The sequence below is a fragment of the Roseibium sp. genome, from assembly GCF_965276855.1.
GTDB lineage: Bacteria > Pseudomonadota > Alphaproteobacteria > Rhizobiales > Stappiaceae > Roseibium.
Genome location: NZ_OZ255700.1, coordinates 3,294,630 through 3,318,813, shown reverse-complemented (window position 1 = coordinate 3,318,813; position 24,184 = coordinate 3,294,630). Strand labels below are relative to the sequence as shown.

The following is a 24,184-nucleotide window of genomic DNA, read 5'->3' as shown; positions in this document are numbered from 1 at the left end:
CAATACTCCCCTTACACGGGTAGTCTATCCCTGAGTCATTTCCAAAAGGTTGGCAAGCTGCGCATAACCTTCAAAAATTGTTGTAGACTCGTCCTTGCCCTGATTCAGGAAATCATCAATTGGCCCGAAACGATAGATTGCCTCATCGACAGTCGGGTCCGATCCCCGTCTGTAGGCACCAAGCCGAATAAGTTCTTCCATATCTGTATAGGTGGAGAGAAGTTGCTTCGCCTTTCTCAAGACAGGTTGCTGCTCTGGAGGGACACAACGCGGCATGGTCCGCGACACCGATTTCAAGACATTGATTGCCGGGTACCGTCCCCGTTCCGCGATCCCGCGCTCCATCACAACGTGCCCGTCCAGGATACCGCGCACAGCATCAGCAACAGGTTCGTTGTGATTGTCGCCTTCCACAAGAACAGTAAAGAGCCCCGTAATCGAGCCTGATCCAGTTTTTCCGGGGCCAGCCCGCTCCAGAAGGCGCGGCAATTCGGTAAAGACCGTCGGTGTATATCCTTTTGATGTCGGCGGTTCCCCGATGGAAAGGCCGATTTCGCGTTGCGCCATGGCGAATCGGGTTACCGAATCCATCATGCACAGGACTTTGTCGCCCTCGTCCCGAAAATGTTCTGCGACCGTCATGGCAAGATAAGCTGCCTGCCGCCGCATCAACACACTCTCGTCGGAAGTCGCGACCACAACCACCGACCGGGCCAAACCTTCTTCGCCAAGATCGTCTTCAATGAACTCTTGTACTTCCCGGCCACGTTCACCGATCAACCCGATCACAGCCGTGTCGCACTGGGTGTTTCGGGCCAGCATCGACATAAGCACAGATTTACCAACGCCAGAACCGGCGAAGATACCCATACGCTGACCTTCACAGCACGTAACGAAGGTATTGAGTGCCCGAACACCTAGATCCAGCGGCGGCCCCACTCGGGCCCGTTCAGAGGCCGGCGGAGGTGCGCTTCGCAATTTGCGAGGCAGACCGCCATTTGGAAGAGGTCCTTTACCATCAATCGGTTCACCAAGAGCATTAATCACTCGGCCAAGCCAGGCATTACTCGGATGAACAACGCTCTCCCGGGAGGTGATTACGGCCTTGCATCCCATCCGCACTCCTTCAAGACCGGAGAACGGCATACACAGCGCGTGCCCTTCCCGGAAACCTACAACTTCTGCAGGAACCTGCGGGTTATCCTCACCACTGTCGATCAACAAACGGGATCCGACACTCATTTCGTGAATGGGTCCGGCAATCTCGACAAGCAGCCCCTGAACGGCGGCTACACGGCCATAAATTTCCGTAGCCATAAGCGAATCAATTTCCGCAAAAAGCGCCTTCACCTAAGAATCCTCTAACCATTAATGGTTTTGGTAACCGATCGTTTACGAGTCTGGTTAATCTTAACCTTTGAAAGGCAGACGAGCGAGGGTCATTTCTAAGTTAATCTGGCTTTGTTGAAAGGAATCTGAACGGAATCGGTTACGCCGATTTCTTAACGCACCACTTTAAGAAAGATGAATCGGGATTCTTTCCGGGGATTCAATTAGTTGGGTGTTGTTCACAGAAACGTTCCAACGAGCCTTGCCGCTATGAAAGAGAATTTGTTAACCATTAACCGATAACAAATGAGTCGGGGTTAACAGCAGTCCTTCGTAGCAGGCGCCGACACAGCCGTTGCGACTTGCCCAGGAAAGGCAGAATAAGGGGTTTGGCATGCGTGTATTGTTGATTGAGGATGATAACGCGACAGCGCAAAGCATCGAATTGATGCTGAAGTCCGAGAACTTCAACGTCTACACGACAGATCTTGGCGAGGAAGGTATCGACCTCGGCAAGCTGTACGATTACGACATCATTATGTTGGATCTGAACCTGCCGGACATGTCCGGGTACGAGGTTCTCCGCACACTTCGGGTCTCTAAAGTTAAGACACCGATCTTGATCCTGTCCGGTAACGCTGGCATCGAGGACAAGGTTCGTGGCTTGGGCTTCGGCGCCGACGACTACATGACCAAGCCGTTCCACAAGGACGAGCTTGTGGCCCGCATCCACGCGATCGTGCGCCGCTCGAAAGGTCATGCACAGTCCGTCATCGTCACTGGCGATCTAAAGGTCAATCTGGACACCAAGACCGTTGAGGTCGGGGGACAGCGTGTGCATCTGACCGGCAAAGAATATCAGATGCTTGAACTTCTCTCTCTTCGGAAGGGCACGACCCTGACCAAGGAGATGTTCCTGAACCACCTTTATGGCGGCATGGACGAGCCCGAGCTGAAGATCATCGACGTCTTTATTTGTAAGCTGCGCAAGAAATTGGCCGCTGCGACGTCTGGAAAGAACTACATCGAAACAGTTTGGGGCCGTGGATATGTTCTCCGCGAACCGGATGTTGAGGCCGCCGCATAAACCCGCGTTTCAATAAGATCGAGAAAAACCCGGCTGAAATAGCCGGGTTTTTTATTGCTCAAAATAGAAGCGGCTGGATCGAGCTCCAGCCGCTTCCGCCTCTCTAGTTTCAGGGATGGGGCCTGTGCACTAGAGGCTAAACTGATAGGACGCTGGTACGTAACGGAAGCCGTCACCGTCCGTTGCTACATATCCGACTGCTGGGAATGGCATATGGTAGCCGACAAATGGGATGCGATCGGATGCGAGCATGCCTAGGACAGATTTCCGGGTTGCTGCCGCAGCTTCCTTGTCCATATCAAACCGAACTTCCCAGTCAGGGCGCGCCAATGACCAGACATAGTGGTTTGCCAGGTCAGCAGCGAGAAGAAGCTGCTGACCGCCATCTTCCAGCATATAAAGTGTATGACCCGGTGTATGACCGTAGGCAGCCATTGCGGTGATCCCACCCGCAACGCTGCCACCTTCATCCAGGAAAGTCATCTTGTCCGCGAGCGGCTTGACGTTTTTGGTCATCAGTTTGGTGACACCGTTCGCTTCCGGATCCATTCCCGCCCAGAAATCATATTCTTTTTGAGCGATCACGTAACGCGCGTTCGGGAAAGCTGGCGCACCGCCCTCCATCAGGCCACCGATGTGGTCAGGATGCATATGGGTGATGACCACGACGTCGACCTGTTCCGGAGTGTAGCCTGCGCTTTCAAGGGCAGCACGCATGTTGCCCCGCGCTGGGCGTCCACCTTCGCCAACGCCGGTGTCAAAGAGAACCAACTCAGAGCCTGTGTTGACCAGAGTGGGTGTGAAGAACGCTTTGAAAGTATCCGCAGGGATAAAGGATTCTGACGATTTTGCCGCAAATGTGTCTGCATCGACGTTCATACCGAAGGTCTTTTGTGGCTCACCAACGGTCACGGCACCATCCAGCAACGTGTTGACCTCAAAAGAGCCGACATTGTACCGCGCGACGGGTGCAGCCATAGGGCCTTGCTTCTCGGCAGCAGCATGCACTGCTCCAGAAGACACCACTCCAGCTCCTACTACAGCAGCCCCTGCCCCGAGAAGCGCAGCGCGCCGCGTCAGTTGGACTTGGATATCACTCATGTGTATTTCCCCTGATTGATCAAACTGGGTCCAAGGCTCTTTTTAACTCGCCATACAACGAAGCCGTGAACGAACACATTCGGATAACTGGGACACAATAGCTGACGGGAAACCGCCTTGGACCAATTGAGCCCTCATTAATTCGTGAGTTCTTAAGCGAAAAAATAACTTCAATCTTTTCAGATGCTTGCTAAGGTTTTCCATTCATGCATCATCAATGGTATGCTGAAATCCGTCCGATGGAAGGAATTTTGAATGACGCGGCACGGGTCGCTAACACTGCTTGGGCTGACCCTTGCCGCAGCGGGATTGCTGGCTGCGAACCAACAGGCGCGACCGGAGGGATGGCCGGTCATCGGCGTCTATGGCTATTGGTTGGTCCGGATCGGAATTGAAGCCACACTCTTTATAGCCTTTTTGCAGCTGCTCAGCTTGTTGCCCAGGATTGCCAAGCATACCCTTTGGGCAATCTGCCTCGCCGCACTCGCAAGCTACTTTCCCTTTGTCCTTTCTGTAACCGCACTGGACATTGTTCTCGGACTCCCTGAGCTCGACGCGCCCGCATTGGGCGAAACCGGATCCGCAATTCGGCTTGGGGCATTTCTGCATGAGCTTGTCTATCTCTTGGACAACCATATCATTTTGTGCGCGTTGCTGAGCATTCCCATGGTCCTCCAGGCGTGTTGGATACCGGCACAGCTTCAACCACTGAGCGGCGCAAACTCTGGCTCAACGGAAATGCCAGCCGCCGAACCATCCGGCCCGGCAATAAAAGAACCAGAGAACACCTCGACAAAAACATCTTTTCTGGAGAGCTTGTCACCGCCGTTTACCGACCGCATTCTGCGTGCAGAAGCCCAAGAGCACTATGTGAAGTTGGTCGGCCCGAATGACACACAAATGGTGCTCTACAGGTTCAGCGATATACTCCGGGAGCTTCCGGAAAACACTGGCATGCAGGTTCACCGGAGCCATTGGATCGCCCACGAGGCCATTCAGCAGGTCCAGAAAGAGGGCAACAATACGCGGCTCGTGTTGAACGACGGAACTCAAATCCCGGTTAGCCGACGCTATGTCAGCACGGTAAGAGCTTGGGCAGAGCAAAATCTGCGACAACCGTCAGCTGATGGTGGATTTCAAATCGATAAATAGAACCTTAGGCCGTCAGGACAAACTGGAGCGGACCTCCGCCTGCACTTGTATCGTTCCGGATCAAAAGAAAAAGCCCGCTGAGTTTTCGGGAAAACCAGCGGGCTTTTCAGAAATTTGGAGCGACACCTTAACGGAGCGTTGTTGCACCAACTGCCAGCCGTGATGTTGCCCCCGCCAAAGCAGGACGTGTCGCCGTCTGAGCAGCCTGCTTTTTCTGAAAAAGGCCGCGTTTCCCAGGAACCGGTTTGAAGGCATCAGTCAAGCCAACCACCGTTTCAGCTGCGCCCAGAACTAGGAAACCATCATCTGGGAGAGCCTTGGCGATCCGCTCTAGGATCTCGGTCTTCGTCGGTTGATCAAAGTAGATCAAGACGTTCCGGCAGAAGACGATATCGAACTCCCCGATATGAGAGAACTGCTCCAGAAGATTCAGTTTCTTCCATTCGATCATGGCCCGCAATCCGGCATTAATCTGCCACATGTCGCCCTTTTGATCGAAGTATTTCAACAGAAGCTGGATCGGCAGTCCGCGTTGAACCTCGAACTGGCTATAAAGTCCAGTTTTCGCCTTTTCCAGCACTTCCTGCGAGAGGTCTGTGCCAAGGATACGAATGCGCCAACCGCCGACTTTTGCGGCCGCCTCTTTCAGGCAAATTGCGAGCGAATACGGTTCTTGGCCAGTCGATGCCGCCGCGCACCAGATTTTAATCTGCTTACGAGTTGCACGGTTTTGCAACATTGCCGGAAGCATCGTCTCTTTGAAATGCTCAAACGGGGTCTTGTCGCGGAAGAAGAACGACTCATTTGTCGTCATCGCTTCGACAACTTCCGTTTCCAAAGCCCGGTTGCCACCTTTTTGCAGTGACTGAATCAGCGCACTCAAGGTTTCCAACTTGGAACTGCGGGCGATCGGCAACAGCCGGCTTTCCACCAGATATTGCTTGTCGTTTGACAGAACGAGACCGGAGCGCGTTTTCAAGAATGTCTTGAGAAAATCAAATTCCATAGGGGTCATCGTGTGCTCCCCTTCAAGACACGGGACACTTTCGGGCCGATTGCCTTCAACGGCAGAACTTCAGAGCACATGCCGGTGCTGGCGGCTGCGCCTGGCATCCCCCAAACAACACTTGTTTCTTCATCCTGAGTGATAACGCTACCGCCTCCTGCGGCAATTGTCCGGACACCATTGGCCCCATCGGAGCCCATACCGGTCAAAATCAAACCAAGGGAGGCTGATCCATAGGCTTTCGACACACTGTCAAAAAGCGGATCAACAGCTGGCTTGCAGAAGTTGACAGGCGGTCCGTCGTTAAGCCGTATTTTTACGGCTCCCCCCTCTTTTTCCACTGTCATGTGCTTGCCACCCGGAGCGACATAGATGTTTCCGGGTTTCAATATCTCGCCGTCCTCGCCTTCCTTTGAAGGGCGCAATGCAGCCTTGCCCATATGCTCGGCCAGGATGGCAGTAAAGGTCGGCGGCATGTGCTGCGTGATAACCACAGGCACATCATTCATTGCCGTGCCGATTTCCTTCATGACCTCCTGCAAAGCCTGAGGTCCGCCAGTCGACGACCCGATTGCCAGGATCCGTGGACGCGCTGAGGAATACGGACGGAGTTTGAACTTCGGCGCTGCGGCTGCCCCTTGTGGACCAGCTCCGCGAAAGCTTGCACGCGTATCAACAGCTGGGCGAGCAGCCGGAGACGTTGGTGCAGAGGGCCGGGATGTCTGGCCAGCACGCGTCTCCGCGCGCATTGTCCGAACCGGGGTACGCATCCGGATAGCTCGAGCACCAAGCGCCTTGACCTTGTCGATAAGCTCCCGGCGGAAGTCGACGGATGTCGTAACTTCGGAGGTGGATTCCGGCTTTGGCACGTAGTCTGCGGCCCCCAGAGACAAAGCCTTAAGGCTGACTTCCGCATTCCGTCGCGTCAATGTCGATGCCATGATGACGACCAGATCGCGTTTCTTTGCCAACATCAGCGGCAAAGCAGTCATCCCATCCATTTCCGGCATTTCAATATCGAGGACCACAACGTCTGGGTTGCTTTTCTCGATATCTTCCACGGCCAACCTGCCGTTCCGGTGGGAGCTGACAACTTTGAGTGCCTTGTCTTCACCAAGCCACCTGGTCAAAAGCCCACGGATCACGACGGCGTCATCGACCACCATGACCTTAATCGGGTCAGCACCCGGCGTGACTCCTGCCGTCACATTTCGTTGAGCAAATGCCATATTGATCGACCAACTCTGTACTTAGATAAGCCCAACTTCTTGAAACTTGGCTTCCACGATCTCACGATCAAACGGCTTCATGATGTATTCGTTCGCACCCGCACGGATTGCCCGGGCGATATGCGCGACATCATTTTCCGTCGTACAAAATACGACCACAGGACTTTCGCCACCTTCCTCTGCACGGAGACTGGTCAGGAACTCCAGACCGTCCATCACTGGCATGTTCCAGTCCAGAAGGATGGCATCCGGCATTGTCTTCCGGCATTCATCAAGCGCCTGCTGACCGTCTTCTGCCTCGACAATCTCGAAGTTCATATCTTCAAGGATCCGGCGTGCGACCTTTCGAATGACGCTAGAGTCATCGACGACAAGGCACTGTTTCATCGGGCGTAACTCCACTTTCGACCTTCTTGCAGGCCTTTTTATGCTGCTGCCATGGGTTCGGTGAACATTGCGCCAAGCAAGCGGTCCACGTCCAAGATTACCATCAATTGGCCGTCAAGCCGATGCACGCCGCCGGCAATCTCCGCCCAACGGCGGTCCAGGTTGGACGGGTTCGGCTCTGCTGAACTGGATGGCAGTGTCAAGACTTCGCCAACCGTATCGATGACCAATCCATAGCTCTCATGCTTGTATTCAATGCCGACAGCCATCATTTGCTCGTCCTGTAGGGGCGGCAAATGCAAGCGGCGGCGCATGTTGATCGCGGTGACGATACGACCGCGCAGGTTTAAAACGCCCTGCACTTCCGGAGCGGACATCGGGACCCGTGTTACGCTTTCAGGGACAAACACGTCGTGAACCTGAGAGATCGGCAATCCAAACAGCTGACCGCCAATCACAACGGTCACATATTGGATCATGTCGTTGCCCGCGTTTTTGTCACCGGCAACCTTGTTCTCCAACATACTCATGCGGCAGCTCCATACTCACCGGCAAAGATATCTTTCAATGCAGCAATCAGACCCGGGCGGTCGAATTTCGCAACGTAGTCATCAAACCCAGCCTGGCGACCACGTTCTATCGACGCCGGTGTTACAAGCGATGACAGGGCCAGAATTGGCATCTGACGGAAGCGCGGATCACGCCGGATCGCTTCGCAGAACTCGAAACCGTTGATCTCCGGCATTTCGATGTCGCTTACGATCGCGTGGAACTTATCGCCATTCTCCAGCAGCTCGAAGGCTTGCGAGGCGCCCACACAAGTGGTCACGTCATAACCAGCGGCTTTCAATACCGGTGTCAGCATGTTGCGGAAGAAGGATGAGTCATCGACAAAGAGAACCTTCTTCGTCAGTGCTTCAATGTCCATTTCCTTGCGCATGAACCAGTCTTCAAAGGCCTGCGGCAGGTAGAAGCCAAGATCGATGATCTCGGTCGCACGTTCCTTGATAATCGCAGAACCAAGAACACCTGGTCGTTCGGAGCCCACTTCGATGTTCATGCGGTCCTCGACAATGTCGACGATCTCGTCGACCACAAGGCCCATAGAACGGCCCGCATCGGAGAACACAAGCATCGGCTGCGTGCCCTCGGTCTTGTGACTGTCGCCATCGTTGACATAAACCAGTGGCATGAGCGCGCCGCGGTATTGCACAAGGTCGCGGCCATTCGAACGCTCGATCTTGGAGATGTCGAATTCTTCCAGTCGCGTGACCAGTGAGAGCGGAACCGCCTTTGGTTCTGGAGCACCGGCGCGGAACAGAAGAAGCGAAATTGCGTTCTGTCCGGTCATGGCCTTTTGCTGCAAGTCCTCTTGTTCGTCCTCACCATGCTCAGCAACAGCGCTGGATGCATGGCTGGCCATGGCACCCGCGATGCCATTCGGGTCGATGATCATGATCACCGAACCATCGCCGAGGATGGTGTTGCCGGAGAACATATCCAAGTTCCGCAGCATGGTGGACATCGGTTTGACCACGATTTCTTCCGTGTGGAAGACACCGTCTACGACAACACCAAATGTTTGGCTGCCGACCTGCATGACAACGATGAAGCCGTTGTCTGCATCAATCGCCTCGTCTGCATTTTCACCTTCATAAATGCCCAAGAGCTGGGACAGGTGAACCAGTGGCAACAGCTTGTTGCGCAAACGCAGAACCGGGGTGTCCTTGATGCGTTCAATACGATGCTCGGAGTTCGTCTGAACACGAACCAATTCCACGACCGACAACTGCGGGATCGCAAACCGGTCACCGCCGGCCTCAACGATCAGCGTAGACACGATCGCAAGGGTTAGCGGGATCTTGATGATGAAGCTCGATCCCTTACCCGACACGGACCGTAGATCGACGGTACCACCGATCAATTCGATGTTGTTGCGGACAACGTCCATTCCAACACCGCGGCCAGAGACGCTGGTCACTGCGGCTGCAGTTGAGAAGCCTGCGTGGAAAATGAACTTCTGCACCTGGGCATCGGTCATCTTCTCGACTTCGGCCTCGGTCGCCAGACCACGCTCGATGATCTTGGCCTTCACCTTCTCGACGTCGATCCCCTTACCATCATCCCGTACTTCGATGATGATGTGGCCGCCTTCATGGTAAGCCGCGAGAGTGATGATGCCCTTTTCGGGCTTACCGGCCGCACGGCGGTCTTCAGGTCGCTCCAAACCATGGTCGGCGGAGTTCCGGACCATGTGCGTCAGCGGATCCTTTATCATTTCAAGGACCTGGCGATCCAGTTCGGTATCAGCACCGATCATTTCCAAGTCGATCGGTTTTTCCAGTTCCTGGCTCAGATCGCGAACGATCCGAGGCAGCTTCTGCCACGCATTGCCAATCGGCTGCATCCGGGTCGCCATCACGCCTTCTTGCAGCTCGGCTGTCACGTTCGACAGGCGCTGAAGCGGAACCTTGAATTCACTGTCTTCATGACGGCGGACAATTTCCAGAAGCTGGTTCCGGGTCAACACCAGCTCAGACACCATCGTCATAAGGTGTTCAAGCGTATCCACCGCAACACGGATGCTCTGATTTGAGACACCACCGCCGGCGGCTTTTTTCTCGCCACCTTCTGCAGCAGGCTTGGCCGTTGCTGCCGGCTTCGCCTCAGCAGGCTTTTCTGGAGTCTTTGCTACCGCTGGGGCCGGGACTTCAACTTCTTCCGGCTGCTCGTCCTGCGCTTCATCTTCAGCGCTTTCGGCAACCTCGACTTCAATCTCGGTTTCGCGGAAGGCACGCTCAAGCTCATCGAGCGACACTTCACCCGGCCGCAACGGCCGTTCAATGGTCTGCTCGGGAAGCGTAAAGTCGTCGCTGTCGGTTGCAGCTTCAGCTTCCGGCTCAGCATCTGCCGCCGGTTCATCGGCTGCGCCGCCGCCGGCCATCGCGGCATCAGCCGCTGCAGACATCTCTTCCAGCTTCCCGATGAGCTCGCTGTCATCGCCTTGCGGTTCTTCGCCTTCAGCAGCTTCCAGCTCACCCAGAATGTCCTTGATCTGATCAATGGAGATCAGGATCAAAGAGACCGCGTCTTGGGTCACTGGTGCCCCGTCGCGGAATTTGCCCATAAGGGTTTCGGCCGCGTGTGCAATTCCTTCAAGCCGGGGAAGGCCCAAGAACCCACAGGTACCCTTAATCGTATGTACCAGACGGAATATGTTGTCTAGAATTGTAGCGTTGTTCGGTTCTTGCTCGAATTTTACGAGCTCCACGTCTACAACGTCGAGACTCTCATTGGTCTCGGTAATAAATTCCCTGAGGAGGTCGTCCATGGCCTGCTCTCACCCGACTTGTTACTGGTTCCGCACCCTGAAGAGGATGTCTGGACCGGGAAGTCCATGAGAGTAGGTTGGCGTCAAAGCGTTAAGATACGCTGAAGCAAAGGGATTCTTTTCGGGCCTAAGTTATTCGACCGGAAGAGCTGTTATTTTTACGCAGTCTTCTTCTTTATCTATTGTTAACTCCATGCCGCATTCACGCGCTAGGAGCAGCGAATAAATTGGCTGAACAGAATGGGCATCGACCCGCTCGGGCTCTTCTCCGCCCAAGGTTTCCTTCATTCCGAGCGGAATGCGCGGATTGAGGCCGACGGCATTCAACTCAAAGGAAGGAGCTTGAGGTGTCCCGGACATCTCGACCTTGATTTCACCACCGCGCGGGACACATTGGTTTGCAATCAGAATTAGATTGAGAAGCAACTTCACAAAATTTTTCGGCATCAAGTGCCGTTCCAGTTGCCAATTCAGATTGGATTTTTCGTTTTCCATAAACCCGGTGGCAACCACTTGGGCATCGCCGAGATCGATCTCCGCGCCAGCAGATCCGGCAGCACCAAAAGCAAGACGTGCAAACTGCAGCTTGGCCGACGCCTGACGGGCGCTCTTACGGATGAGGTCCATGGCGAATTCGCGCATGTCCTCGGACCCTTCCTCATCCAACACTTCCAATCCATTGGTGATCGCACCAACCGGACTAATAATGTCGTGACAGACCCGGCTTGCCACCAGGGCCGCAAGATCCATGGATGAAAGCTCTTTAAGTGCGGACATAGCTCGACGCTGCTCTTTTTGAAAAACCTGTCAAAACAACCTGATTCGCAGATCGTTGAACCAGCGTTACACATCCACAAAGCTCATGCCAAGGCGACAGAATGGCCGATTTCCACGTCATCCAAGCTATTTTGGGGGGACTATGGGACCAATACGAGCAAATCTGTCGAATTCGGAGACTGCTGAAACGTCAGCAACGCTATTCGGGCAAGCATCCGACGGTATCGGCATAGGAACGGGCTTCGGACAGTCTCTGGGTTCCATTCACAATGAAGAGGAAACGATTGACCACCGAATAGAAAAACATCAACCGGCCCTCAACGACCGCATAGATGAACGGATTGCCCGCAGTCGCGAAGCCTTCCGACAACCCGTATCCGCCGCAAGCTGCAAACATCGGCGCATAAGCGTTAGGATGTAGTTTAAAGGCCTCCATGTTTCCTTTGTTGACGAAAACCCATTCCGTACCGCCCCACTTATATGTGTATTCCCTGCTTCCCTTTCGCGGATAACCGTCCACAAAATAGCTGACAGGATCGTGGCCTCCGATGGCATATCCGGTGATCGGATCGGGGACAAAGCTCCGAGGCCGAGCCTTTCCATCGACGCTCCACAAACAGAGAACCATCACAAGGATTGCGGAAAGACACATCCATGTCTTTTTTGGGGGCCAACGTTTCATTGATTCGGCCTGCGTGGTTCTCTTCAATTCAACTGCGAATCATTCGTGTATTCGTTAAGTTTAACATCGCAGAGACGCAACGCAGAGAGAAAGACGCCGCCTGAACAGCGGTAAGGAGTAAACAGGATGACTGACATGCTCAGGCGCAATTGGACCTTTCTGCCAGCGGTTGCGGTATTTATTTTAATAGCCCTCGCCACAAGTCCAGGGTTTGCTCAGAGTTCGTCCAACACACAAACGCCGCCAGTCAACACCTATGATCAGGATCAGATACTTCAGACCGGGCACCAGTTTTTCGGCTCTGTATCTGGAGGTCTTGCCTCCGTCGTGGAAAAGGCGTTTGCCAGTTATGGTGAACCCAACGGCTATATCCTCGGAGAGGAAGGGTCTGGCGCATTTGTTGCCGGTGCCCGGTATGGAGAAGGCCAGCTTTATACCCGCAATGCCGGCAATCATAAAATCTTCTGGCAAGGTCCATCTATCGGTTTTGACTTTGGTGCTGACGGCGCACGCGTCATGATGCTGATCTACAATTTGCCGAGCATTGACCGGGTTTACGACCGATTCAGCGGCGTCAATGGGTCCGCCTATCTGGTTGGCGGCGTCGGCATGACAGTCCTTGCAAAAGACTCAGTCTTTGTGGTCCCGATCAAGGCCGGGGTCGGCGCACGCCTCGGGTTGAATCTCGGTTACTTGAAATTCACAAGAGAACCGACCTGGAATCCTTTCTAGAGACCTGCAAAAACTATCAGGGTCCAGCCTCAACTGGAGCCCAGACTTGGCTATTAAACCGATGTCCTCTAATGATGATGTAACGTCTTGATGCTTTGAACGGCCACCGGGAGCCTGATGTGATAGAAGCGGCGATGTATGTGGCACTAGGGTTTTGCACGGCCGGGCTGATTTGCCTTGCGATCCTGCCAGCTTTCTATCGCCGTGCCGCGAGACTGACCGAAGAGGCTCTGCGGGCTGTCAATCCATCCAGTTACGCAGAGGTCCGAGCTGCGCAAGACCAGGCACGCGCACAACATGCCGTCGATCTGCGCCGCGTTGAACAGTCTCTGAACGCGGAGCGGGAAAAGGCGGCAAAATGGCACGTGGATGTGACACGGCTGAAAACAGAAATGGCTGCGCTGGAAAAAAGCCACGAAGGCGAGATTTCCAAACTGAAAGAAGAGCTTTCTGCAAAAGCCTCCGATGAGAAATCAGCTGACATGCTGTCCTCGGAAGTCGCACAACTAAAGCAAAAACTCGCCGAAGCTGAGAAGGCTCTGGCGGAAAGCTGGTCCCAGAAACCGGAAACCGGCGAAGACGTGACCGCAAAAGGCGCGCAAGACGAAGACACTTCCGATTGGCTGCCTGCCACAGACACGATGGCGCTTGCGACCATCACGGGGTTGGAAGCTGAAGTTGCGACCTTGAAAGCGCGCCTGGCCAAGGCGGAACCGTCTGTTGCCGGAGAACTCGACGCTGAACGATCAGAGACTGCCCGGACCCGCCTTGCAGAGCTAGAAGCTCAACTCGTGGATACAGAGGCCAAATTTATAACGGCGCAGGCGGAAGTCACCCGGCTTTCCCTGCAGCTGGACGCAGCCGACATTAAGGACAGCGATCTTCAGAAGCATTTGACCGAGCAGTTGGAAGCGCTGGCAACAGAAAACTCGCAAAGACTTTCTCAGCTAAAAAACAAGGACCGCACGGTCAATCGGCTAACCGGGGAGATCAAGAAGCTTCGGCAGGATCTCGCAGCAACATCTGCACTCACACAAGTCCGTCAGGACTTCCAGCAGCTGGTCAAACAAGTGTCCACCGAACCGGCTGAAAAAAAGAAGCCAGCTTCCAAGTCAGCACCGAAAGCAACTGGGAAATCGAGAACTGAATCAAATGCGGCTGGTGACATGAAACCGAAGAAAAGAACGCGCCGCGCTGCCGCCAGTGCCGAAAAGCCAAACACAGCGCCTCCAACAACTCCCAAAGCCGCAGAAAGCTCGTCCACCACAGAGATCGCCAACGCGGCGGAAGCCCTTGTTAGCCGGATTGTTGCGTCGACCCGAAAAAACAAAGAGCCCTCGAGTGACAACGATCAAGTGCCCCCTGAAAAGACAGATCCGCCGACTGTGAAAAAGCCGAAACAACGGCGGACCGCCGGGGCTGCCTGACAAGAGTTCTGCTGCGACAGAAGGCGTCAGTTTGTGTGCGTTTTGAATTATTGAACTAACTTCCTACCGGACCAATACCTCATGCTTATCGAACGCCATAACGCCATTCTCGAACTGGCCCGCCAGATGGGCCGTGTCAGCGTGGACGACTTGGCGAAAAGATTCGAAGTCAGTCCACAGACCATCCGTAAAGACTTGAATGAGCTGTGTGAGCGCCGACTTCTCGCACGCACGCACGGCGGAGCCTTGCTCTCATCTGGTATTGAAAACGTCGGCTATGAAGCAAGACGCATCATTTCCAGCAAGGAAAAGGCTGACATCGGCTCCAGCGTCGCCGCTCTCATTCCCGACAATGCGTCTATTTTCATCAATATCGGCACGACAACTGAGGCGGTCGCACAGGCGCTGTTACAACACCACGGACTGATGGTGATCACCAACAACCTGAATGTCGCCAGCTTGATGCGGGGTTATTCCCAGATTGAAGTTGTCGTTGCTGGCGGGGTTTTAAGGCACGCGGACGGCGGCATTGTCGGCGAAGCCGCAGTTGATTTCATGCGCCAGTTCAAGGTGGATTTTGCGGTGATAGGCGCATCCGCCATTGATCCGGACGGGTCTTTGCTCGACTACGATTATCGCGAAGTCAAAGTCACCAAAACGATCATGGAAAATGCTCGGCATGTGATCCTGGCGGCGGACAGCACCAAGTTTGAGCGCACCGCGCCCGTCCGGGTTGGCCACCTCTCGCAAGTTACGACGCTTGTAACCGACCGTTGCCCGAGCCCGGAATTCGCGACGATTGCAAAAGACTCAGATACGCAGCTTATCGAAACTGAAAACCTGCCGACCATTTAGAAGCGGGCAAGTGGTAAGGCTTTTCGAAACCAGCCACTAGTGACCAGTTTAAAAATAGGCCCTAGATCTCGAGAGAAAGTTGGCACGCCCAACGGGACTCGAACCCGTGTTTCCGCCGTGAAAGGGCGGCGTCCTAGACCGCTAGACGATGGGCGCGCGGGGCTTGAAGGTGTTTGTTTCAAGCCGAGGACCGTGCGTATAAAGGGGGTTAGAGCAACACGCAAGCCCCCTTTCTCATTTTTTTGACGTTAGCCTGTTTATATCCATTACCGGCCAATAAAAACCGTCCGGCCCAACAGCGTTCCATCTTGCGGATCAAACCGGAGCAAGGCGGTGGTGGTGCCTTCACGCACAAGAACGAGCATAATCCCTTCTGATATCGTTGCCTGCAGAACTTCGGCATCAGCACCGACATTTAGGGTTTCAACGATTGCGGCCTCAGATGGATCGGCCTCATAAGTGTTGATCTTGTATAGGATTGCTGCAAAGACAGCGATAAACCCGGCAAACATGATCAGGGACGATCCGAGCAACAGGCGCTTCAATTTTGCCTGAACGCGTTCGGTCGCAGGATCTAAAGGGGCATCTTCCGGACCTTCATCCCGGAAATCAGGTTGAGACATGACAGACAATTCCCAAGACGATCCGGCCAGCTTTGACGCGGATTTCATTTTAAAGGTTGATCCTGAGGACGCCGGGAAGCGGATAGACGCCGTCCTTGCATCGCATTTGGAAACATTGAGCCGGAACAGAGTTCAGTCACTGATCAAGGCGGGTGACGTTTCCATCGGAGGCGCGAAAATAGGGGAGCCGAAATACCGGGTCAATGAAGGGGACGAGATTACTTTGCATCTTCCTGAACCGGAGGATCCGGATCCCAAAGGCGAAGACATTCCGCTGAGTGTGATTTTCGAAGATGCACATGTCATCGTAATCGACAAACCGGCTGGGTTGGTCGTTCACCCCGGCGCCGGCAACTGGACCGGCACAATGGTCAACGCCTTGATCCATCATTGCGGTGACAGCCTGTCGGGAATAGGCGGGGTGAAACGTCCCGGCATTGTTCACCGGATCGACAAAGACACGTCAGGGCTTCTAGTCGTCGCCAAAACGGATCAGGCACATCAAGGGCTAGCAGCACAATTTGCAGATCATGGCCGCACCGGACCACTGGAGCGCGCATATTCCGCGCTTGTGTGGGGCGCGCCGTCCAGCCTCAAGGGTACGATTGATGCCAACCTGGCCCGTTCTCAGGCAAACCGGCAGAAGATGGCGGTTGTGAAAACGAGCGGACGTCATGCAATCACGCATTGGCAGGTCAAGGAACGTTTCGGCGCCGCGGACCAGCCTCCCCTTGCCTCACTCATGGAATGCAGACTCGAGACAGGCCGAACTCATCAAATCCGGGTCCACATGGCCCATATTGGCCATCCATTGCTTGGCGACGATGATTATGGCTCCGGCTTCAAGACGAAAATCAACCGGTTGGAAGAGCCATTAAAGAGCCTTGTCGGCGGTTTCACCCGGCAAGCTTTGCATGCTGGACTGTTGGCATTTGAGCATCCGGTTTCAGGCGAGACACTGCGCTTTGAGAGCCCATATCCCGATGATTTTGCAAATCTTTTATCCGGATTACAAAAATTTTAGAAAGCCAATTCGCATTGAAGCCATGCAATCGGCAAAATTCAACCTATATTAGCGGTTCGCGTGTGCCGATAGGGCACGCATTGTAACTTGGTTGCCTCAGCCAAACGCCTGCGCTCTGCGGGGCAAAGTGGGGAACCGGGTGATTTCGACGAGAGGGGGTGCATTCAATGGCCCAGAACTTACCGACACTCACTGCAGGGGAAGGCGGACTTAGCCGCTACCTTGATGAGATTCGCAAGTTTCCGATGCTTCAGCCGCAGGAGGAGTACATGCTCGCCAAGCGGTACAAGGAGCACGAAGACCCGGAAGCTGCAGAGCGCCTTGTAAATTCACACCTGCGCCTCGTTGCCAAGATCGCCATGGGTTATCGCGGATATGGTCTCCCGATTGGCGAGGTCGTGTCCGAGGGCAACGTTGGCCTCATGCAAGCCGTTAAACGTTTTGAGCCCGACAAAGGGTTCCGTTTGGCGACCTATGCCATGTGGTGGATCAAGGCTGCCATCCAGGAATACATTCTCCGTTCTTGGTCACTCGTCAAAATGGGGACGACAGCCAACCAGAAACGCCTCTTCTTCAATCTGCGCCGCCTGAAGGGCAAGATACAAGCGCTGGAAGAGGGCGATCTGAAGCCGCACCAGGTACAGGAAATCGCAACCCGTCTCGGCGTTTCGGAAGAAGAAGTCGTGTCGATGAACCGCCGCCTCGGCGGCGACGCAAGCCTGAACGCACCGATCCGAGCGGAAGCAGATGCTGGCGAGTGGCAGGATTGGCTCGTCGACGAAAGCGATAGCCAGGAAACCTTGCTTGCCAATCAGGAAGAGCTCGACATGCGTCGCAAAATGCTCAGCGACGCGATGGACGTTCTAAATGATCGGGAACGCCGGATTTTTGAGGCCCGCCGGCTGTCGGAGGACCCAATGACGCTGGAAGATCTTTCCGGAGAGTTTGGTGTCAGCCGGGAGCGTGTCCGGCAAATCGAGGTCCGTGCTTTTGAAAAGGTTCAAAAAGCGGTCCGGAACAGTGCTCGCACGCTTGACCAACAACCAGCCGCGTAAGCGTCTGGAACATGGATTTACTGAAACGCCGGGCAAAACGCCCGGCGTTTTTTGTTTGCGGGTCCGTCTGAGCTTGCTCCTTGGCGCCTTACCACCCTAGGGTCAGGAGCACTGCTGGTTAGTTTCAAGACATCAGGCACCCATGGCGTTTCGGATAGACCCTTTTTTTTCAAGGCGCGGTTTTGTTGCGCTAACCGCAACCATCGTCCTGATTCTCATGACCGGGCTTCGGATTGCCAATCCGGACTTTCTCGTTGCTGTTCGGGAGCTCACATTCGATTACTATCAACGTTTCAGTCCGCGCGAGTATATGCCCGCCCCAGTTCGGATCGTTGACATTGACGAGACCTCCATCACCGAAATCGGGCAATGGCCGTGGCCACGCACCAAAGTTGCCGAGCTGGTCGAAACCCTGACTGAAATGGGCGCAGCGGCCATTGCATTCGACGTAGTTTTCGCTGAACCAGATCGAACGTCACCAACGCAAATTCGTGCTGCCCTTCCCCCAGAGACGCCAGCGAGTGTTCAGGAAGCTCTGCAACAGCTGCCGGACAATGATGAACGTTTCGCCGCGACAATAGCCAGCGCACCGGTTGTTCTCGGCTTCGCTATCTCGGATCAGTTAACCGGCCGAACGCCGTTGAAAAAAGCCGGCATTGCCTATGGGGGAGCAGATCCAGTTACGATCCTGCCGCCCTTCCCAGCCGCAGTCCCCAGCCTCGACGCACTTCAACAAACAGCGAGCGGAATTGGATCGATTTCTGTTTCCCTCGATGATCGCGATGGCGTCATCCGCCGCATTCCGTTGATTACGAGCGACGGAACCAACGTTTATCCAGGCCTGATCACAGAGGCCCTTCGGGTGGCACAAGGAGCCAGCGGCTTGATAGTCCGAACAACCAGTGCCAGCGGCGAAGTGGACAGTGGCACTCCAGCAATAACCGACCTCAAAATTGGTGCTTTTGAAGTTCCAACAACAGCTGCAGGGGAAATGTGGGTCCATTACACATCGGACCGATCAGATCGATATGTCCGAGCAATGGACTTTTTTGACCGAGAGAGACACGGCGAACTTGCGCCTTTGATCGAAGGGCAAATTGTGATGGTCGGCACGTCTGCGGCAGGCCTCCGTGATATCCGCGCAACCGCAATCGGCGAACTGGTTCCAGGTGTGGCAGTACATGCTCAGGCACTTGAGCAAATCATCAACGGCCAGTTTCTGACCCGGCCGGACTGGGCAAGTGGCCTGGAGACACTTACGACGTTTTTGGTTGGTGCGGTTTTCATTCTCATCTTGCCAATCATTGGCAGCCTTGGAACAGCCTTGCTTGGCGGTATTGTTGCCACAGTGCTGATCGGCGGTTCTTTCTACCTCTTTTTGGAGAAAGGGCTTCTCATCGACCCGATATACCCAAGCCTGTCTGTGTTTCTTGTCTTCGCAGCAGCAACGGTCATGCTCTATTTTCTAACCGAACGTGAAAAGCGTTTTGTCCGGCAAGCATTCAGTCAATATCTCTCGCCGGATCTCGTGAATCAGCTGGAGAAGGCGCCCGAACAACTGACATTGGGCGGTGAGATACGGCCAATGACCATACTGTTCATGGACATTCGCGGCTTCACGCCAATCTCCGAGCAACTGACGCCGACAGAGCTCGTTACCTTCCTCAATACTCTGCTCTCTCCTCTGTCCGATGCCATCCAGGCCGAAGGGGGAACGATCGACAAGTATATCGGTGACAGCATCATGGCGTTCTGGAATGCCCCAATACCCGTGCCGGACCACGCAGAAAAAGCAGGCCGGGCCAGTCTCGCTATGCTTAAGATTGTCGATGAACTGAACGAGAAAGATGCATTCGGTTTCAAGGCGCGCGGATTAAAAGCACAGACGGTTCAGATCGGTATAGGTCTGAACAGCGGCGATGCCTGCGTTGGCAACATGGGCTCAGAGCACCGGTTCAATTATTCTGTGATCGGCGATGCGGTAAACGTGGCATCGAGGATTGAATCAAGTTGCAAGGCAGTGGGCGCAGATCTCCTCGTCTCGGAAGAGACAAGAAAGCAGGCACCGGAGCTGGCCTTCCTGGAAGCCGGCGAGATTTCTCTCAAAGGCAAAAGCGAAACCGTCACACTGTTTGCGCTGTTGGGCGATGAGAACTACGCAAAATCCGAGGACTTTCAGAGGCTCGCTCAAAATCACGATTCACTTATAAGTGCGATCGAAGCAGGCAATGTAACTGACGCACATAGTGCTCTCACTACCGCCCAGCAGTCCGCCCCACGGCTCAGCAGCTTTTACGCCCCGTTTGCCGCTCGGATTGCGAGCTTGCCCGTCGCGCAAGACGAAAGCAGCACGGCATCCTGAGACACCGCGCTGCCGAGTTTCGAGAAGTTAGTGGTAATCAGCGGATCTCGACCGCATAGGTATCGACAGGAACCACTTTAGAGATTAGGTCATTTTCAGCCATGAACTCCGCAAAACGCTGATAGCGGCCTTCATCAAGGGCTGCAGGACGTTTTGCGAAACGCGGGAGCGTATCGGCCCAGGCGCGTTTGTTCAGCTCGTCATTCAGGTTCGGGTAGGCTTCGATGAACGCATTCCAGGCTTCGTCCGGATGGTTTGTCAGGAAAATCGTGGCCGCTTCGATGGCCGCCATGAATTTTGCGTAGCGCGGATCATCCGTCTTGTCCTTGTGAACAACGTATATCAGCTCGTCAAAAATCGGTACACCGTTCTCTTCCGGATAGAACGCCTTGCCTTCCTTGCCTTCAATCTCGATCTGAGTAAGCCCGAAATTCCGGTAAGCACCAATGACCGCGTCGACTTGGCCGGACATCAGCGACGGTGACAAAGCAAAGTTGACGTTGATCAGCTCGACATCGTCGACACTGAGATCGACAGACCGCAGCATCTGGCCGAGCATGGCGTCTTCAAACCCGGACACAGAAAAACCGATCTTCTTTCCCTTAAGGTCTTTCAATTCCTTGATCGGACCATCTTTGAGGACAATCAGTGAGTTCAATGGTGTCTCAACAAGCGTTCCGATCCATTTGAGCGGGAGTCCTTCCTCGATCTGGGCGTGCAAGGTCGGCTGATAGGAAATCGCAATGTCGCCCTGACCTGCTGCGACCAGTTTCGGCGGCATGGCGGGGTCGGCAGGTTCTATCAATTCGACATCCAGACCCTCCGCTTCAAAGAACCCCATCGCTTGAGCGGTGATCAGCGGTGCGTGGTCGGGATTGGTGAACCAATCCATCAAGACCGTCAGCTTTTCAGCTGCTTGTACCGGTGCCGACGCAAACAGAGCGGCTGCGAAAGCGGCAGAGAGCAGTGTTTTTTTCATTCAATCCTCCAAGGAAAAGCAGATCAGTCTTCAACCTGCCAAGGAACAAGAAACCGGGTGAAATGGTCTACGGCGAACCGCAATGACAGAACCATGAGAGCCAGCAGGATCAGCGCGGCAAACATCACGTCCGTCTGCATCCGTGCGTTGCTTTGAAGCATGATGAAAGCGAGCCCGCCCTTCGCGCCGACCCACTCCCCGACAATCGCACCGATTGGCGCGAAAACAGCCGCGATCCTCAAGCCGGACGCCAAGGCAGGCATGGCAGACGGCAGCCGAAACACCCATAGTTCCTTGAGGCGGGACACACGATAAAGGCGGCTGAGGTCCGAAAGCCCGGGATCAAGGCGGCGCAGCCCATCATAGAACGTGGAGGTCACGGCAAAGAAGATCACCAAAACCGCCATGACAATCTTGGAAGCAAGGCCAAATCCGAGCCATAAAACGAGGATCGGTGCGATCGCAAAAACGGGCAGGGCCTGGGTCACGAGGATCGTCGGCATGATCGCCCGTTTGGCCACGGGAAAGACCCAAATCAGGATTGCCAAAAGGCACCCTGCCGCGACCCCAAAGACGAAGCCAAGAAGTGTCTCGGAAAAGGTGATGCTGGCGTGGTGCAGGAGAAACAGACCCTGATTCTGAAACGCAACAAAAACGCGCTCAGGGCCAGGCAGCATATACGGCGGGATTTCAAAGAAACGGACCAAGGACGCCCAAATAAAAACGGCGACCGCGACGCCGGCACAGCGTTTCAGCAAAAAAACCAAAACCGTCATATATCGCCGCTCCCTGCCGGGAGGGCGTATGGTCTTGTGATTCTGTAACGGGCAGACAGCTGTTGTACAGCGTATGCCCCGCGCATTAGCGCATAAGCAGACATAAGGATCTCCTGCCTTCGGCAAAGCCGAAAATGACACTGGAGATCCGGGAAGAGGCTAAGGTTTCCGTCCCTTCGCCGGCATGACCCGGATCAGGTTCTAAGGGTTCGGCGCGATGCCATCTCAGTTCCGGAAACCGGAACACCCCTCGGACCAAGCGGGACAATGCCCCGCCAATTTACAAATTGCAAGAGAAACTGCGGAGCACCCGCTAAAAATGCAAGATGCTGGATCTGCTTAGCCGGCTTGCCAGGCGGTGACTGCTTTTTCAACGGCATCTTCGCCGATCGGGCCCTTCTCGAGCGTAAGAATGCCGCGTTTGCCATTCTCATAAAGCATCGGGATGTCAATCCAGCCACGCTCGCGAAGAAGTGCCAAATTGCGTTGTTGCTCATTGGGCAGGCTGGAAAGGGCAATCCAGAAGAAACCAGGAGAGACCTTCACGGATGCCCCGATCAAGGCATCACCGCGCGCTTCCTCGGTCGGCTTCATGACCAAGCCGGGAACATTGACGATATCGCCACCGGAAAACCCTTCTGGTAGCTCATATTTGATTTCAACCAGGTGGCTTGCCGGCAGGGACGTATCATCGTTGGGCTTGATGCGGATATCGACTTTGATATCCCGCTCCGGAATTTCGACAGCAGCGGAGAGAACAGACTGCGCTTCACCGCCAAGGTCGGTCTCTTCGCCAAGTGTCCAGATGACGGCACCTTGAGCCGCAGTACCGGTAGAGCTGGCATCTGCCCCTTCCTCATAAAGGATGGAACGTTGCGCTCCGGAAGCCGGCACCTGAGCTGCCGGTGCCGGTTCGGATTGCTCTGGGCTCACTGCAGCAAGACTATCCGGCTGAACGCCCTGACTTACTTCGGCGCTATCCGTAGCTGGCGTATCAACATCGGCAGACGGGGTGCTTTCCACATTCGTCACTATCGACGGCTGAGCAACAGTCCCCGGTGCGGTTTCTTGCGGGTTGATGGTCGTTGTTGTCACTGCGCGCGCGTCAGGCGCAACCACATTTGCGTCGGTCTCATTCAAAAGACGATCAGTATTCTTGCTCGCCTCGTCTGCATCTTCCGAGGATGCGGCCACGGTGTCTCCGACGGGTGCCGCTGGTTCGGTAACAGCCGTTGTCTCCGGTTCTTGTGAAACAGCAGGTGCGGCGTCGGTGACAGTCTCATCAGACGGCCCAGACAAGAAGAAATAGGCAGCGGCTCCAAGAACCAGAACGGCAACCACAGCAGCAGTTACAATCGGCACTGTCCGGCTTTTTTCGTCCGAACCGCGAAGCGCCGCTGAAGCAGACGATCTTGAACGGCTGGCGCGGGACGATACTGGGGCGTCTGTTAGGCCTGCTGTTCCGGTCTGCGGCTGAACCACCTCATCTTCAAAGAGCGGTTCTGTTTGAGAGACTTGATCATCCGAGACTGGAGCCGGTTCGACTGAAACAGGGTCATAGGCCGGAGGTGTCTCAGGTGAGGATACTGGACCTTCGGGCTCAGCCAGACTTGAACCAGTCGTTCCTGATAGAGGCGCGGCTTGTGGCTGGCTGTCATATGAAGCACCGGACGAAGGAGCACTTGCTGGCTCTTCGACTGGATAGGCAGACGGCTCCGGAGATGTCACCTGCGGTGCAGGCGCCGCCGGGGTCTCAACTGGAGAAGTCGTGGTGGCCGCAGGGACAGACGGTGCCGGTTCCGGCTCGCGGACCTGCGGTGCAGCTGGGGTGGCAGGCGCCGGCGGTGCAGATGGCTGCAATCCCAGGCTTTCTCTGGCAGCTTCCGCCTCGACCTTACGGATTGCCTCTTCCAGACGAAGTTGCTCTGCTGTGATTTCCGATGGCGACAGCGGTGGCTCATAGGCCTTGAGCTGATTCACGATGGCATTGCGCGCACGGCTGTAAACGCTGCGCCGCGCTGCACCGTTGCTTTCGGGCAAGGACGCGATTGTTTTCTTTAATATCGAATAGTAATCAGCCATCTTCCTGCCTACCGGCCAACTGCACTCCTGCGTCTCCTGGATCAGATTCGCGACTTCTTCGTGACTTATACCAAGCTTTCGAAGAGATTTTCGCCTATCAGATCGCGCGAGACGCGCACAATTGTCGCTCCATCTTGCTTCTGATGCCGGAGACCCCGGACTTCAAAAGCTGCCGAGTGCGTAGCGAT

21 protein-coding genes, 1 tRNA gene and 1 riboswitch are annotated in these 24,184 nt (G+C 54.8%); of the genes, 8 read left to right on the top strand and 14 right to left on the bottom strand.

What is annotated here, in order from left to right:
- Positions 1 to 24: 24 nt before the first annotated feature.
- Positions 25 to 1,350: a flagellar protein export ATPase FliI gene (fliI, locus tag ACQY4Z_RS15390; RefSeq protein ID WP_428522630.1), complete on the bottom strand. Its 1,326-nt coding sequence runs from the start codon at positions 1,348 to 1,350 to the stop codon at positions 25 to 27.
- A gap of 373 nt (positions 1,351 to 1,723) precedes the next feature.
- On the opposite strand from fliI, the gene ctrA reads away from it, so the two are divergent.
- Positions 1,724 to 2,416, top strand: a complete 693-nt coding sequence (ctrA, locus tag ACQY4Z_RS15385; protein ID WP_008194123.1) for a response regulator transcription factor CtrA — start codon at positions 1,724 to 1,726, stop codon at positions 2,414 to 2,416.
- A gap of 129 nt (positions 2,417 to 2,545) precedes the next feature.
- Here the strand turns inward: ctrA and ACQY4Z_RS15380 are convergent, their stop codons facing one another.
- The gene (locus tag ACQY4Z_RS15380; protein WP_428522627.1) at positions 2,546 to 3,517 is read right to left on the bottom strand and encodes an MBL fold metallo-hydrolase; all 972 of its coding nucleotides are present in this window, start codon (positions 3,515 to 3,517) and stop codon (positions 2,546 to 2,548) included.
- Between the two features lie 255 nt (positions 3,518 to 3,772).
- Here ACQY4Z_RS15380 and ACQY4Z_RS15375 point away from each other — a divergent pair, with 255 nt between their 5' ends.
- Complete coding sequence (locus ACQY4Z_RS15375; protein ID WP_428522625.1) at positions 3,773 to 4,669, top strand: LytTR family DNA-binding domain-containing protein; 897 nt, start codon at positions 3,773 to 3,775, stop codon at positions 4,667 to 4,669.
- Positions 4,670 to 4,796: 127 nt separating this feature from the next.
- Here the strand turns inward: ACQY4Z_RS15375 and ACQY4Z_RS15370 are convergent, their stop codons facing one another.
- The 7 genes from ACQY4Z_RS15370 to ACQY4Z_RS15340 all read right to left on the bottom strand — a co-directional run bounded on the left by ACQY4Z_RS15370 (position 4,797) and on the right by ACQY4Z_RS15340 (position 12,081).
- A complete protein-coding gene (locus tag ACQY4Z_RS15370; protein WP_133951493.1) occupies positions 4,797 to 5,684 on the bottom strand; it encodes a CheR family methyltransferase in 888 nt (295 codons plus the stop codon).
- Positions 5,681 to 6,910 carry a protein-glutamate methylesterase/protein-glutamine glutaminase gene (locus ACQY4Z_RS15365; RefSeq protein WP_428529574.1) on the bottom strand — a complete coding sequence of 410 codons (1,230 nt, stop codon included), beginning with the start codon at positions 6,908 to 6,910 and terminating at the stop codon, positions 5,681 to 5,683. Before ACQY4Z_RS15365 ends, ACQY4Z_RS15370 begins: the two co-directional genes overlap by 4 nt.
- A 15-nt stretch (positions 6,911 to 6,925) precedes the next feature.
- Positions 6,926 to 7,291 carry a response regulator gene (locus tag ACQY4Z_RS15360; protein WP_428522623.1) on the bottom strand — a complete coding sequence of 122 codons (366 nt, stop codon included), beginning with the start codon at positions 7,289 to 7,291 and terminating at the stop codon, positions 6,926 to 6,928.
- 38 nt (positions 7,292 to 7,329) lie between these two features.
- Positions 7,330 to 7,821, bottom strand: a complete 492-nt coding sequence (locus tag ACQY4Z_RS15355) for a chemotaxis protein CheW (RefSeq protein WP_133951487.1) — start codon at positions 7,819 to 7,821, stop codon at positions 7,330 to 7,332.
- The gene (locus ACQY4Z_RS15350; RefSeq protein ID WP_428522620.1) at positions 7,818 to 10,622 is read right to left on the bottom strand and encodes a chemotaxis protein CheW; all 2,805 of its coding nucleotides are present in this window, start codon (positions 10,620 to 10,622) and stop codon (positions 7,818 to 7,820) included. The genes ACQY4Z_RS15355 and ACQY4Z_RS15350 overlap by 4 nt, the downstream gene beginning before the upstream one ends.
- A 132-nt stretch (positions 10,623 to 10,754) precedes the next feature.
- The gene (chpT, locus tag ACQY4Z_RS15345) at positions 10,755 to 11,399 is read right to left on the bottom strand and encodes a histidine phosphotransferase ChpT (RefSeq protein ID WP_428522618.1); all 645 of its coding nucleotides are present in this window, start codon (positions 11,397 to 11,399) and stop codon (positions 10,755 to 10,757) included.
- Between the two features lie 199 nt (positions 11,400 to 11,598).
- A complete protein-coding gene (locus ACQY4Z_RS15340) occupies positions 11,599 to 12,081 on the bottom strand; it encodes a YHS domain-containing (seleno)protein (protein WP_428522616.1) in 483 nt (160 codons plus the stop codon).
- Positions 12,082 to 12,207: 126 nt separating this feature from the next.
- On the opposite strand from ACQY4Z_RS15340, the gene ACQY4Z_RS15335 reads away from it, so the two are divergent.
- From ACQY4Z_RS15335 to ACQY4Z_RS15325, 3 genes are all read left to right on the top strand, one after another.
- Complete coding sequence (locus ACQY4Z_RS15335) at positions 12,208 to 12,813, top strand: DUF1134 domain-containing protein (protein WP_428522614.1); 606 nt, start codon at positions 12,208 to 12,210, stop codon at positions 12,811 to 12,813.
- Between the two features lie 119 nt (positions 12,814 to 12,932).
- Positions 12,933 to 14,240 carry a hypothetical protein gene (locus ACQY4Z_RS15330; protein WP_428522612.1) on the top strand — a complete coding sequence of 436 codons (1,308 nt, stop codon included), beginning with the start codon at positions 12,933 to 12,935 and terminating at the stop codon, positions 14,238 to 14,240.
- A gap of 81 nt (positions 14,241 to 14,321) precedes the next feature.
- A complete protein-coding gene (locus ACQY4Z_RS15325) occupies positions 14,322 to 15,095 on the top strand; it encodes a DeoR/GlpR family DNA-binding transcription regulator (RefSeq protein ID WP_428522610.1) in 774 nt (257 codons plus the stop codon).
- Positions 15,096 to 15,175: 80 nt separating this feature from the next.
- On the opposite strand, the gene ACQY4Z_RS15320 is transcribed toward ACQY4Z_RS15325, so the two are convergent.
- Positions 15,176 to 15,251: transfer RNA gene (locus ACQY4Z_RS15320), tRNA-Glu, on the bottom strand.
- A gap of 110 nt (positions 15,252 to 15,361) precedes the next feature.
- Entirely contained in the window at positions 15,362 to 15,718 is a 357-nt protein-coding gene (locus tag ACQY4Z_RS15315; protein ID WP_428522608.1) for a hypothetical protein, read from the bottom strand.
- Here ACQY4Z_RS15315 and ACQY4Z_RS15310 point away from each other — a divergent pair.
- The 3 genes from ACQY4Z_RS15310 to ACQY4Z_RS15300 all read left to right on the top strand — a co-directional run bounded on the left by ACQY4Z_RS15310 (position 15,717) and on the right by ACQY4Z_RS15300 (position 20,159).
- A complete protein-coding gene (locus tag ACQY4Z_RS15310) occupies positions 15,717 to 16,742 on the top strand; it encodes an RluA family pseudouridine synthase (protein WP_428522606.1) in 1,026 nt (341 codons plus the stop codon). The genes ACQY4Z_RS15315 and ACQY4Z_RS15310 overlap by 2 nt on opposite strands.
- A gap of 167 nt (positions 16,743 to 16,909) precedes the next feature.
- Positions 16,910 to 17,797, top strand: a complete 888-nt coding sequence (gene rpoH, locus ACQY4Z_RS15305) for an RNA polymerase sigma factor RpoH (RefSeq protein ID WP_040451015.1) — start codon at positions 16,910 to 16,912, stop codon at positions 17,795 to 17,797.
- A 142-nt stretch (positions 17,798 to 17,939) separates the two neighbouring features.
- Complete coding sequence (locus ACQY4Z_RS15300) at positions 17,940 to 20,159, top strand: CHASE2 domain-containing protein (protein ID WP_428522604.1); 2,220 nt, start codon at positions 17,940 to 17,942, stop codon at positions 20,157 to 20,159.
- Between the two features lie 37 nt (positions 20,160 to 20,196).
- Here the strand turns inward: ACQY4Z_RS15300 and ACQY4Z_RS15295 are convergent, their stop codons facing one another.
- The 3 genes from ACQY4Z_RS15295 to ACQY4Z_RS15285 form a co-directional block, all read right to left on the bottom strand.
- The gene (locus tag ACQY4Z_RS15295; protein ID WP_428522602.1) at positions 20,197 to 21,138 is read right to left on the bottom strand and encodes an ABC transporter substrate-binding protein; all 942 of its coding nucleotides are present in this window, start codon (positions 21,136 to 21,138) and stop codon (positions 20,197 to 20,199) included.
- A 23-nt stretch (positions 21,139 to 21,161) separates the two neighbouring features.
- Entirely contained in the window at positions 21,162 to 21,914 is a 753-nt protein-coding gene (locus ACQY4Z_RS15290) for an ABC transporter permease (protein WP_409694327.1), read from the bottom strand.
- A gap of 154 nt (positions 21,915 to 22,068) precedes the next feature.
- Positions 22,069 to 22,175, bottom strand: a riboswitch (TPP riboswitch).
- 78 nt (positions 22,176 to 22,253) lie between these two features.
- Positions 22,254 to 23,996 carry a hypothetical protein gene (locus tag ACQY4Z_RS15285; protein WP_428522600.1) on the bottom strand — a complete coding sequence of 581 codons (1,743 nt, stop codon included), beginning with the start codon at positions 23,994 to 23,996 and terminating at the stop codon, positions 22,254 to 22,256.
- Between the last annotated feature and the right edge of the window lie 188 nt (positions 23,997 to 24,184).

Bases quoted from the DNA above. Each gene is read 5' to 3' on its own strand.
- ctrA (WP_008194123.1), top strand. From the start codon at position 1,724: ATGCGTGTATTGTTGATTGAGGATGATAACGCGACAGCGCAAAGCATC.
- ACQY4Z_RS15380 (WP_428522627.1), bottom strand. From the start codon at position 3,517: ATGAGTGATATCCAAGTCCAACTGACGCGGCGCGCTGCGCTTCTCGGG.
- ACQY4Z_RS15375 (WP_428522625.1), top strand. From the start codon at position 3,773: ATGACGCGGCACGGGTCGCTAACACTGCTTGGGCTGACCCTTGCCGCA.
- ACQY4Z_RS15370 (WP_133951493.1), bottom strand. From the start codon at position 5,684: ATGACCCCTATGGAATTTGATTTTCTCAAGACATTCTTGAAAACGCGC.
- ACQY4Z_RS15360 (WP_428522623.1), bottom strand. From the start codon at position 7,291: ATGAAACAGTGCCTTGTCGTCGATGACTCTAGCGTCATTCGAAAGGTC.
- ACQY4Z_RS15355 (WP_133951487.1), bottom strand. From the start codon at position 7,821: ATGAGTATGTTGGAGAACAAGGTTGCCGGTGACAAAAACGCGGGCAAC.
- ACQY4Z_RS15350 (WP_428522620.1), bottom strand. From the start codon at position 10,622: ATGGACGACCTCCTCAGGGAATTTATTACCGAGACCAATGAGAGTCTC.
- chpT (WP_428522618.1), bottom strand. From the start codon at position 11,399: ATGTCCGCACTTAAAGAGCTTTCATCCATGGATCTTGCGGCCCTGGTG.
- ACQY4Z_RS15340 (WP_428522616.1), bottom strand. From the start codon at position 12,081: ATGAAACGTTGGCCCCCAAAAAAGACATGGATGTGTCTTTCCGCAATC.
- ACQY4Z_RS15335 (WP_428522614.1), top strand. From the start codon at position 12,208: ATGACTGACATGCTCAGGCGCAATTGGACCTTTCTGCCAGCGGTTGCG.
- ACQY4Z_RS15325 (WP_428522610.1), top strand. From the start codon at position 14,322: ATGCTTATCGAACGCCATAACGCCATTCTCGAACTGGCCCGCCAGATG.
- ACQY4Z_RS15310 (WP_428522606.1), top strand. From the start codon at position 15,717: ATGACAGACAATTCCCAAGACGATCCGGCCAGCTTTGACGCGGATTTC.
- ACQY4Z_RS15315 (WP_428522608.1), bottom strand. From the start codon at position 15,718: ATGTCTCAACCTGATTTCCGGGATGAAGGTCCGGAAGATGCCCCTTTA.
- rpoH (WP_040451015.1), top strand. From the start codon at position 16,910: ATGGCCCAGAACTTACCGACACTCACTGCAGGGGAAGGCGGACTTAGC.
- ACQY4Z_RS15300 (WP_428522604.1), top strand. From the start codon at position 17,940: ATGGCGTTTCGGATAGACCCTTTTTTTTCAAGGCGCGGTTTTGTTGCG.
- ACQY4Z_RS15295 (WP_428522602.1), bottom strand. From the start codon at position 21,138: ATGAAAAAAACACTGCTCTCTGCCGCTTTCGCAGCCGCTCTGTTTGCG.
- ACQY4Z_RS15290 (WP_409694327.1), bottom strand. From the start codon at position 21,914: ATGACGGTTTTGGTTTTTTTGCTGAAACGCTGTGCCGGCGTCGCGGTC.
- ACQY4Z_RS15285 (WP_428522600.1), bottom strand. From the start codon at position 23,996: ATGGCTGATTACTATTCGATATTAAAGAAAACAATCGCGTCCTTGCCC.